Below are 9842 nucleotides of genomic sequence, written 5' to 3' on the forward strand. Positions count from 1 at the left end.
CGTGGAAAACCCTCGTTTGCCTTTGCTTAAATGAGGTAAAATCCATTTTTCCAGTTTATCTTTGCTTATGAGTTCCAGATTTTAGTTCTTTTTTTGCAACTCTAAATTGCTAATTTTCTGGAAACTCATTTTCTAAATAAGTTTAAACAGGTTTTATATATAAATGGATGGTGCTATATCTATCTTTGGATAATAAAATTGAGGATATGCTTACTTAATTTTTTCATGTACCCTATCTTTAATTATAGTTTTTAAATTCTTACTTTTCACAACGATTATAAGTCTCTAACAAATTTATCGTTGACCCCTTTTTTTCCTATGACTATAGTCATAGGCAGTGTTTTCATAGAATTTTAATACGAATTTCAATCAATTATTGTTCATAATCGATTAACTTAAAGAATAAAAATGCACCAATAGAAAGTCCCACCTTTTAGTGGGACATTATCTTGAGCTATTTTACTGCTTTTTGTGCTTTATGAGATTCCATCAGATGATGTTCTAATGTGGGAAGTGCTTTTGAGGCGAAGTTTTTCAGAGTGGTTTCAGAGCCTTCGGCAACTTCTTTTTTAAAGTCAGCAATTGTTATTTGATGATCAGCTACCATAAGATCAGTATACATTCGATCAAACTCAACACCTTTTTTTGCTTTCAGTTCATCATATTTTTTCTGCTGATCTGCGTCTAATTTTGCAGGTAATGTGTATGCATTTTTTGATGCCCATTGTTTCAGCTCATCGTTCGCTTTAGTGTGATCCTTCACCATCATTTCGCCAAGCGTCTTAACGTTGGTATTTGTAGAAAGATCAGCAGCTAACTTTCCTGCCATCACCTCCATCATTCCGCCTTTTGCAGCAGCATCGGCAAATTTCTTATCCTGGTCGCTTAGCTGAGCAACTGATGCAGAATTATTAATGGTTGTAAGAGAATCTGTACCGATCGTGGCAGATTCATCCTGGGCGGATGTTTCCATATGATCACTAGAATGATCAACATTGTCAGAAGTTTCTTTTTTATTGCAAGCGACCATTAAAGCGGCTGCAAAAAGTGTTACAATTGTTTTTTTCATAATAAAAATTAAAGTGTTAGGATGGTAATATAAATTTTGTGTAATTATATTAATATTTTAAGCAATTTTTATCAAAATTATTTTTTGCGTTTTTACATCAATATCCCTTATTGCATTTAGCTGTAGCTTTCAGATTTTGGTTTTTGCATGTTGGCCATTCTATATGCTGCCATGCTGTCGGTCGCAAGGTTGCTCATCGCAACGGTAAGCTTATTTTTAAGACCTGAGATCACGCTGTCTTTACCACTCATTAAAGCTTCATATCCGTCGATTGCCACTTCTTCTGCAGTAGAGAAACTATCTTTATCTTCCATAATTTTACTGTCATTCATCATCGCTTTATTAAAGAAATCTGTGTCTGTAGGACCGGGAAGCAGCGCCGTAACCGTAATCCCTGAATCTTTAAGCTCTTCACGAATTGCTTCGGACCAAGATAATACAAAAGCTTTTGTGCCATGATATACAGAATGCCACGGTCCCGGTGCTTTACTGGCAATTGATGCCAGATTAAGAATTTTTCCTGAGCCTTTTCCTATTCTATCTTTTAAAAATAGCTTTGTGATAAGAATTACCGAGGTGATATTTAGGTTAATTATATCTAGCTCTTTATACATGTCTGTATTGTGAAACTCACCATAACAACCCTGACCTGCCGCATTAACCAGAATTGACGGGCTTATGCTCTGTTGCTGTAATTCTGTATAAACCGATAAGGCATCATTGAGATAAAATAAATTCTTATTCATGGTAATTATTTTAACTCCATAGATTATTAATCGACATGCGGTTTGTGTAAGTGTCGCCTGATTACGACCGACGATAACGAGGTTGTAGCCATCTTTAGCTAAAAGCTTTGCCAGCTCAAACCCTATTCCGCTTGTCGCTCCGGTAACGATTGCATATTCTTTATTGTGTTCCATATTGATATTGTTTTAATTTTCTAAGAGCCATGAACGTATAAAGTAATAGATATATTTCAATATTATATAAGTTTATAACATACACCGTATCGTCAGCTAAACAATAGATTAGAATAAGAGCAATTGATAAAAAGGGTATTTTTAACAGAAATAGAAACATCGGCTGCACATCGATTTTCGGTCATTTTACAGCACATTGCCACATGCGACAGAAGAGTCGTCATATTAATTATTGTTTTCATAACATTAATTGGTTTGGTGTGTTTCAAAAATATCATAGAAAATTAATATTTCCTATGATTTGAATCATAATGATCATTTAAGTTTAGAAAAAAGTATATTGGTACATGGTCAACGACAACATATTAATGATATTAAAAATTGTTATGCATCCGTAAATGAAACTTCGTGTAAATATTGTAAATTGCATTTATAACATCAGACTTTAAATCTTTGTTGTTATTGTCATTGTTGGCAAAAAAATTGTTTAGACACTGATTATGAAAGACTTTAAATTTATACTTTCTAGCAACCATAATTTGTAACTTAATCGAATTATATCATTAACTTAAATAATATTTTATGCTTGTTGACATCGAACTGCTGAAATCATACGGCGGAATCACAGAAACATTTTCCTCTTCTGACATTATTTTCAACGAAGATGATGTACCTAAATACTACTATCAGATCATTAGTGGTTTTGTAAAACTTAATCACATAGATGAGGATGGGAAAGAGTTAATTCAAAGTATTTTAAGTGATGGGCAAAGTGTTTGTGAGCTGTTGCTTTTTATTGATGAAAATTATCCGGTAAATGCTGTTGCTATTTCGAAATGTACAATTATAAAAACTCCTAAACAAAAATTTCTGTTACTTTTGGATGAGCATCATAAATCTGCAACAGATGTTCGGAAGTTTATTTCAGAAAGGCTGTATCATAAATTTATTATGATGCAGAATAATGCATCAAAACATTCTCATGAAAGAATTAAAGGTATTCTGGTGTATTTTAAGAGTTTAAGCGATGATCAGACTCAATATTCTTACGAAGTTCCACTTACCCGCCAACAATTAGCATCAATAACGGGACTGCGAATAGAAACCGTAATAAGAGCCGTAAAAAAAATGGAAAGCGAAAAATTTCTAAAAATTAAAAACAGAAAGATCTATTTTTAATATTTTTTCTTCCAAAGAAATAAATAATTCTAATAGCTGGTAAGCACCATTGCTGACTACCATAAAAAAGAGACTGTCTAAATAGCAGCCTCTTACTCAAATAATCAATGACATTACGGTTGACCGCTTCCTCCTGCAGCTCCGTAAATTTGTCCTGTTGAAAAACTGGCATCATTGGCAGCCAGCTGTACAAAAATAGAGGCAAGCTCAGCTGGTTGACCCGGTCTTCCCAGCGGAGTATCACCTCCGAATTTTATCAGATTCTCCTGTGTTTGCCCGCCACTTACCTGCAACGGCGTCCAAACTGGTCCCGGTGCTACTCCATTCACTCTTATTCCCTTCGGACCAAGCTGTTTGGCAAGAGATTTTACATAGTTTGTTGTTGCTGCTTTCGTTTGCGCATAATCATAAAGATCAGCAGACGGATCATAAGCCTGAACCGAGGATAGACCAATGATGCTTGAGCCAGGTTTCATGTGCGGTAAAGCAGCTTTTGTGATCCAAAAAGGAGCATATATATTTGTTTTTATCGTCCAGTCAAAATCTTCTGTACTGATGTCGAGTATAGATTCATTACTTTTCTGATGACCTGCATTATTTACTAAAATGTCTAAACCTCCAAGCTGCTGCACCGCCTGTTCGACCAGCTTTTTACAAAAGGCCTCATTGCGGATATCACCGGGAATTGCAATTGCTTTTTGGCCTTCTTTCTTAATAAGTTCAATGACCTGCTGAGCATCTTCTTGTTCATCAGGAAGATAATTGATAGCAACATCGGCACCTTCTCTTGCATAGGCAATCGCTGCTGCGCGGCCAATACCGGAATCTCCTCCCGTAATTAATGCTTTTCTCCCTGATAATCTTCCTGATCCCACATAGCTTTTTTCGCCATGATCTGGAATCGGTGTCATTTTACCTGTTAATCCAGGAAATGGCTGAGATTGGCTCTTAAAAGGCGGTTTCGGATATTTAGTTCTCGGATCGGTAAGATTCGGTGTTTTCATATTTCTTGTTTTGTTGTTTGATGACTGTGCCAAAGTTGAGGGAGCAACTGCGGCTACAGCGATTGTTGCGGCTATTTTACCAATCGCTTTTCTTCTTCAAAAATAACTTATACTGAAAATCAAATAGTTATAATTAAAAGGTACAAATAAGGTATTAATATAAGAACTAATTTATAATAGTATACTTGCAAATAAGTTTTTATCTAACTATTCTATTAATTTATATTAGCTCAACTCCTTAATGAGATGTTAATACTACAATATTGAATCCTTTTAACATGCTCCATCATGTAAATTGTTGAAAAAATTCCAAATTGGTCCCGAAATATTCCTTTTCCACCAATTAGATTTTTTTCCCTTTATTATTACTTCTTGGATACGTCCTTCCCTAATACCATCTCCCGGTCACTCCAACTCTTTCCCCCATCATTCCCGTAGGATCTGCAAAGTTAACAGGATCATTCCAAACATAGGCATAAGGTGACATCGTAATTTCTGCTAGTGGGTCTACACTTAACCAGAAACTGCGCTTAGGGTCGTAGTATCTTGCTCCGTAATAGTAGTAACCTGTTGCCACATCAAACTCCTTAGCGTTGTATTTGTAAGGGTTGTCATAGCTAAAATCGGTATTCTCCATCAGCATTTCTCCGTAAGGCATGTATTCGTACCAATTGGTAACATCTCCTTTATTGGTAATCAGGGTGTATCCAGTATATTTCAGATTTCAAACTATCACACGAAAGGATTCGTGCGGTAACCTGGGAAAACTTATTTTAATTTAAAGAGGACAAAAGTTTAAACTTTTTGTCTCAAAAAAGATAACAACTCCAAGATTATTAATCTACAAGTAACTTACAATTTACTCCAATTCTTTTAGTCTCTCTCAAAAATTCATTTGCCAAATCTATATTATTAATTTCAATAATCACCTTCTTATTTTCTAAAAGAGAATCTACATTAATTTTGGATTCTCTTAAAGATTTCCCAAGCATATCCATTTGAAGCTTTGTTAGAGATACTTTTTCAAACCCTTCTCTCCAACTATCTAATACAATTTTTATCATTTAATCAACTTTAATTTTTACTGGTGATGGAACTAGTCCTTTATATTTCCCTGTGGTCCTTCTCCCTCCTTGAATAAGAACTTCTTCTACATTAAATTGTTTTCCTAAATCCTTAGCAATATCCCATAGAGCTCCTCTTCCAACATTTCCACCCGAATACCCCTGCAAATGTAATTTGTTCAAATGCAATTTACCACCTTTAACGGCAAAATTTGTTATCCCTTCAACAGTTTCTGTTCCAATTTCTGATGAAAATATCATCACATCGCCCTCAATTGTACCTATCTTTACAAGATTAGGACCGGCCCCCCAAATATTAGCCATTTCTGGTTTAGAAAGGATTCTCATTCCTACTTTAGGACTTAACCTAATGCCTCTAATATTATTTAGTAAAAATCCTCCACCTTCAGTAAGAGCTGCTGTAGTTGCAAACTGCGCACTATTATATCCGGTAAAATGTCCGACATCATAGGCAGATGCATTTGAAACACTATTTAAAAGATCTATAGAGTTTGTAGATCCATCAGGTCGAATTTTATTCATATCCTGAATATATGATGCTGCAAAAATAGTCTCGGCAACTTTACTAGCCCACCAATTTGTAGAATATGCATTTTTCGTAACAAAATGATAAACATCTTTACTATAGTCCATCACGCCATCTTCGAAACCTTTATTAATATCTATGTACCCTTGTATCAATAAACGTGTACCTTCAGATTTTTTCACACCTTTTAAAACAACCTCCTCAATTAATTTCCCTCCTTTAGGTCCATATATTGTTTTAGGATTTGGTTTTCTTGGTCCATCTCCTTCTCCTCCCACTCTTTCCCCCATCAATCCCGAAGGATCTGTAAAGTTAACAGGATCATTCCAAACATAGGCGTAAGGTGAGTTGGTAATTTCAGATAACGGGTCAACAGATAACCAGAAGCTACGTTTAGGATCATAATATCTTGCTCCGTAATAGTAGTAACCTGTTGCCATATCAAACTCCTTAGCATTGTACTTATAAGGGTTGTCATAACTAAAATCGGTATTCTCCATCAGCATTTCTCCGTAAGGCATGTACTCGTACTAATGGTTAACATTGCCTTTAGCGTTAAGCAATATAGAAGTTCCGCTGAAAATTAGAATAATTTAATTACAAACTACCACACGGATTCGTGCGGTAGCGAGAGAGCATTCATTGTCATTGTCAGAAACGAAGCATTTGTAAAAAATTACAAATTTGCATCATAATTTTAGCAAATTTTATTTGGTTTTTAAAATATAATTTGGTAAGGAGGATAGCAACAGAATATATCCAAAAGTTATCTGCTCCTTCAAAATATTTATCCAAAAATTTTATATCTATCAGAGTAAAAAGGGGAAATGAAAATAAACTTATTAATAGCGAACCCACTCTACATCTTGCTGTTGAAATTTAATTTTCTCTGGTATTCTATAATTATTTGATAATATTAAATCATACCATTCCGTAGGTAAAATAACATTATAATTTAGTACATATTCAGCTAAATCTTCCGGCCATACCCAAAAGCCATCAGTTAATAGCAAAAACTCACCTAATCTTTGTTGACTCTTAAATAAATGAGGAAAATTAATTTTACTTGAAACAGCAATTATACCACCAAAATTTAAGTAGGGAATTAATTTACTCTTATCATATAAATCATTAATATCCTTATTAATATATAGATTTATTGAAGGATAATCTTTATACTTATCTCCATATTCTTTCCAAAATCCAAATTCCTTATACATATTTTATTTCTTTATTGGTATAAATTTAATCATTTTTCCAGTATTGGCAGAAGATGTTGCACCAACACTAAACCTGCCACTTGGATGTGCCCATAATGTATTATTTGGCGCAAATACATTAGTTTTTAATTTATTTGCTAAATTTTGAGCAAATGCTCCTTCTCCAGTACTACAAGAAAGTAACCTGATATCTTGTCCAACAAATTGAGGATTTTGTCTTATTAAATTTGCTAAGACTCTATGGTTAATTAGTTGTTCACCTCCCGAAACTGTAATATTATTAACTTGAAATATACTGGGGCCTCCATGCCCTATTACATCCAATGCTCCTTCTTGAGGTGCAGCTCGAGCTGCAAACCTAGCAAAATTATCTGTTGATTTCATATAATTGATACTCCCAGATTCTGCATAAGACACAGATCCTAAAGTACTTACACCAGCCGTCACCAATACATCAGCCGTTAAAAGAGCATTAAATTTAGCATCTTGGCTTTCTGTAGCTGACATTGTATTTCCATCCCACTTGGTCATTCTTGGACCTAATCCGGCATAATCTGATTGGTCACCAAAACTATTTCTTAGAAAATTACCAAAATCTAATAATTGGTTCATAAGCCCCTTTCCAACAATATTCATCCCCATAGAAGTTCCGTACCCGGACATAGGTGCAGAGTCTCTATAATCTTGTATAGTTGCTCCCATTGTAGTGGGCATTCTCTTATCTGGTGCTTGCGAAAATGTTGGTGTTACAGCATTTGACTTTTTTACACCTTTTAAAATAACCTCTTCAATTAATTTACCTCCTTTGGGTCCATATATTGTTTTAGGATTTGGTTTTCTTGGTCCATCTCCCGATCCTCCCACTCTTTCCCCCATCAATCCTGTAGGATCTGTAAAGTTAACAGGATCATTCCAAACATAAGCATAAGGAGACATGGTAATCTCTGCTAATGGGTCTACACTTAACCAAAAACTTCGTTTTGGGTCGTAATATCTTGCATCATAATAGTAATGGTAATACCACTAAACAAGACGAAGCACAAACATTTTGTCTCAAAAAAAATATCAACTCCACTTAATCGTTTTGATGAAAAATCTTAGGAAATCCTTTTTTTATATGTTCAGATAATTTCGGTATATCTTCCAAAGAAAAGTCAATGTATCTCTTATAGGTATCTTCCCCAAATTGTTTTACCCAGAAATTTTTCTTGTAAAATTGGCCTTCGGATGAAATTTTTTCAAAAATTTCAGGAATTAAAATACAATTTTTGCTGTCAGGATTTCTTATAATTAGCCATCTCAAATTTCCTTCAAATTCACTAATGATCTTCTTAAGAATAGAGATTAATTCTGTTTCATCTGCTAAAGAAAATCCAAAGCGAAGAAATGGAGGATGGCCATAAGTATCATCTAATGGAAACATTGAAACTTTTGCAGTTCTAATTTTTGAAATCTTATTTAAGATTTCAAAAATTAGAGTATTAATATTTATTTCTGCCATACATTATTGTCTTTGTAATTTTATACCTTGAGGATTCATTTTTTTGTATGCTCTAATATAATCTTTAGTTCTTATTGGAGTTCCACTGTACATAGTGTCATAAACATAATTGCCTTTCACATAAACCTGATGGTACAAAAACTAATCATCTTCTGAATAATTAATAAAATCTTCATTAAAGGGGTTAGGTTCCTCGTTCTTACACAATAAATTAAGATAATACATTATTTTTTGCTCATCATAATTAAAATTTGTCTTTATTAGAACAAACGCAACATATTTTGGAATTTTTTTATCAATAAAAATCCTTATAATATCTTCTAGATTATAATTTTTATTTTTTTTAATCTCTTCAATGAATTTTAAATTTTCCATATTATTTTATTACAGTTTGTACCTCTTAGAACTTTGCATTCTTCCTGTTGCAGGTCCTGTTGATCTTTCATTATAATATCTAATAGATTTGTACCCTTTATTTTTGGCCCAATTTTCTATATAGCTTCTGTATGGTTTAATTCCTACTTTATTTTTATACTTAATATATGACTGCTCTAAAGTCAGTGTTCCTTCCATAACACTTCTTGGGATTATATCAACATTTAAATCTAAATGTTTTCCTGTTGGTTCTAATCTTCCGTATATAATCATTTCTGGTGTACCGTTCCCTACATCTCCTTTGAAAGAAAATATTGCAACATCATCCATCTCATAAACTCCATTTCGAAGTGCTGACATATTATTGTAATGGCCTGAAGATGAATATGGTTTTTTTGATCCTTTACTAGACGGACTAGTAGGTATAAGCCCTTCAGCCATAATAAAAGCTGCTGTCTCTCCTGCCATTCCTAAAACTCCCCAATTATTTTCTGCCTCTCTTATGGCTTGAACTGTACCATACTGTACGCCTTCATGATTTAATTTTAGATTTTTAATAACCTTACCGTAAAGTTCTTCATAAGTTTCTTCATGCCATCGTTTTTTGAGATTTGTTTTTCTTCGATCCTTTTTCATTACTAGTCTGAGATTTTAGGTAAAATGAAGAAAGAATTAAAGAAGAGAAAAATTAATTTACAGAATAATTTTTCATTTATTTAGATGCTCAAATTTACATGTTGACCAGATAGCTTTTATACTAATTTGTTATTATTTAGTATTAAAGCTTTTCAGTTCGAAATAGCAGTCTTCACAGATCAATTTAATCTTTGCAAACTCTTCAGACTCATCATTCCATCCATCAGATTGTAACCGCACTTTTTCACATTCACTACACCAAGCTTGAAAATCATCATCTTCATCCAGTTGCATGCCTCTATATGTATCAAATGCTTCTTCAAAGCC

General features: G+C 33.8%; 11 protein-coding genes and 2 pseudogenes. 1 reads left to right on the forward strand and 12 read right to left on the reverse strand.

The window, feature by feature from the left end:
- Positions 1-454: 454 nt before the first annotated feature.
- Positions 455-1069 carry a DUF4142 domain-containing protein gene (locus B5X64_RS21870; protein ID WP_079467244.1) on the reverse strand — a complete coding sequence of 205 codons (615 nt, stop codon included), beginning with the start codon at positions 1067-1069 and terminating at the stop codon, positions 455-457.
- Positions 1070-1185: 116 nt separating this feature from the next.
- On the reverse strand, positions 1186-1989 hold the full coding sequence (locus B5X64_RS21875; RefSeq protein ID WP_079467245.1) for an SDR family NAD(P)-dependent oxidoreductase: 804 nt from the start codon (positions 1987-1989) through the stop codon (positions 1186-1188).
- 582 nt (positions 1990-2571) lie between these two features.
- Between B5X64_RS21875 and B5X64_RS21880 the strand changes: the two genes are divergently transcribed.
- Positions 2572-3168 carry a Crp/Fnr family transcriptional regulator gene (locus B5X64_RS21880; RefSeq protein ID WP_079467246.1) on the forward strand — a complete coding sequence of 199 codons (597 nt, stop codon included), beginning with the start codon at positions 2572-2574 and terminating at the stop codon, positions 3166-3168.
- 113 nt (positions 3169-3281) lie between these two features.
- On the opposite strand, the gene B5X64_RS21885 is transcribed toward B5X64_RS21880, so the two are convergent.
- The 10 genes and pseudogenes from B5X64_RS21885 to B5X64_RS21930 form a co-directional block, all read right to left on the reverse strand.
- Positions 3282-4172, reverse strand: coding sequence for an SDR family oxidoreductase (locus tag B5X64_RS21885; protein ID WP_079467247.1), 891 nt, complete (start codon positions 4170-4172; stop codon positions 3282-3284).
- Positions 4173-4560: 388 nt separating this feature from the next.
- Positions 4561-4830 carry an RHS repeat-associated core domain-containing protein gene (locus B5X64_RS21890; RefSeq protein WP_079467248.1) on the reverse strand — a complete coding sequence of 90 codons (270 nt, stop codon included), beginning with the start codon at positions 4828-4830 and terminating at the stop codon, positions 4561-4563.
- 178 nt (positions 4831-5008) lie between these two features.
- Positions 5009-5236: a hypothetical protein gene (locus tag B5X64_RS21895; protein WP_079467249.1), complete on the reverse strand. Its 228-nt coding sequence runs from the start codon at positions 5234-5236 to the stop codon at positions 5009-5011.
- On the reverse strand, positions 5237-6304 hold the full coding sequence (locus tag B5X64_RS21900) for an RHS repeat domain-containing protein (RefSeq protein WP_079467250.1): 1068 nt from the start codon (positions 6302-6304) through the stop codon (positions 5237-5239).
- A 321-nt stretch (positions 6305-6625) separates the two neighbouring features.
- Complete coding sequence (locus B5X64_RS21905) at positions 6626-7003, reverse strand: hypothetical protein (protein ID WP_079467251.1); 378 nt, start codon at positions 7001-7003, stop codon at positions 6626-6628.
- Positions 7004-7006: 3 nt separating this feature from the next.
- Positions 7007-8002 (reverse strand): annotated as a pseudogene (locus tag B5X64_RS21910) (RHS repeat-associated core domain-containing protein); the annotation flags it as partial.
- 76 nt (positions 8003-8078) lie between these two features.
- The gene (locus tag B5X64_RS21915; protein ID WP_079467253.1) at positions 8079-8504 is read right to left on the reverse strand and encodes a hypothetical protein; all 426 of its coding nucleotides are present in this window, start codon (positions 8502-8504) and stop codon (positions 8079-8081) included.
- Between the two features lie 141 nt (positions 8505-8645).
- On the reverse strand, positions 8646-8879 hold the full coding sequence (locus B5X64_RS21920; RefSeq protein ID WP_079467254.1) for a hypothetical protein: 234 nt from the start codon (positions 8877-8879) through the stop codon (positions 8646-8648).
- Positions 8880-8888: 9 nt separating this feature from the next.
- Entirely contained in the window at positions 8889-9515 is a 627-nt protein-coding gene (locus tag B5X64_RS21925; protein WP_079467255.1) for a hypothetical protein, read from the reverse strand.
- A 132-nt stretch (positions 9516-9647) separates the two neighbouring features.
- Positions 9648-9842, reverse strand: a pseudogene (locus B5X64_RS21930) (DUF6882 domain-containing protein); the annotation flags it as partial.

It is taken from the genome of Chryseobacterium balustinum (genome assembly GCF_900168205.1).
Classification (GTDB): domain Bacteria; phylum Bacteroidota; class Bacteroidia; order Flavobacteriales; family Weeksellaceae; genus Chryseobacterium; species Chryseobacterium balustinum.

Bases quoted from the DNA above. Each gene is read 5' to 3' on its own strand.
- B5X64_RS21925 (WP_079467255.1), bottom strand. From the start codon at position 9,515: ATGAAAAAGGATCGAAGAAAAACAAATCTCAAAAAACGATGGCATGAA.
- B5X64_RS21895 (WP_079467249.1), bottom strand. From the start codon at position 5,236: ATGATAAAAATTGTATTAGATAGTTGGAGAGAAGGGTTTGAAAAAGTA.
- B5X64_RS21870 (WP_079467244.1), bottom strand. From the start codon at position 1,069: ATGAAAAAAACAATTGTAACACTTTTTGCAGCCGCTTTAATGGTCGCT.
- B5X64_RS21875 (WP_079467245.1), bottom strand. From the start codon at position 1,989: ATGGAACACAATAAAGAATATGCAATCGTTACCGGAGCGACAAGCGGA.
- B5X64_RS21900 (WP_079467250.1), bottom strand. From the start codon at position 6,304: ATGCCTTACGGAGAAATGCTGATGGAGAATACCGATTTTAGTTATGAC.
- B5X64_RS21885 (WP_079467247.1), bottom strand. From the start codon at position 4,172: ATGAAAACACCGAATCTTACCGATCCGAGAACTAAATATCCGAAACCG.
- B5X64_RS21920 (WP_079467254.1), bottom strand. From the start codon at position 8,879: ATGGAAAATTTAAAATTCATTGAAGAGATTAAAAAAAATAAAAATTAT.
- B5X64_RS21880 (WP_079467246.1), top strand. From the start codon at position 2,572: ATGCTTGTTGACATCGAACTGCTGAAATCATACGGCGGAATCACAGAA.
- B5X64_RS21905 (WP_079467251.1), bottom strand. From the start codon at position 7,003: ATGTATAAGGAATTTGGATTTTGGAAAGAATATGGAGATAAGTATAAA.
- B5X64_RS21890 (WP_079467248.1), bottom strand. From the start codon at position 4,830: ATGCCTTACGGAGAAATGCTGATGGAGAATACCGATTTTAGCTATGAC.
- B5X64_RS21915 (WP_079467253.1), bottom strand. From the start codon at position 8,504: ATGGCAGAAATAAATATTAATACTCTAATTTTTGAAATCTTAAATAAG.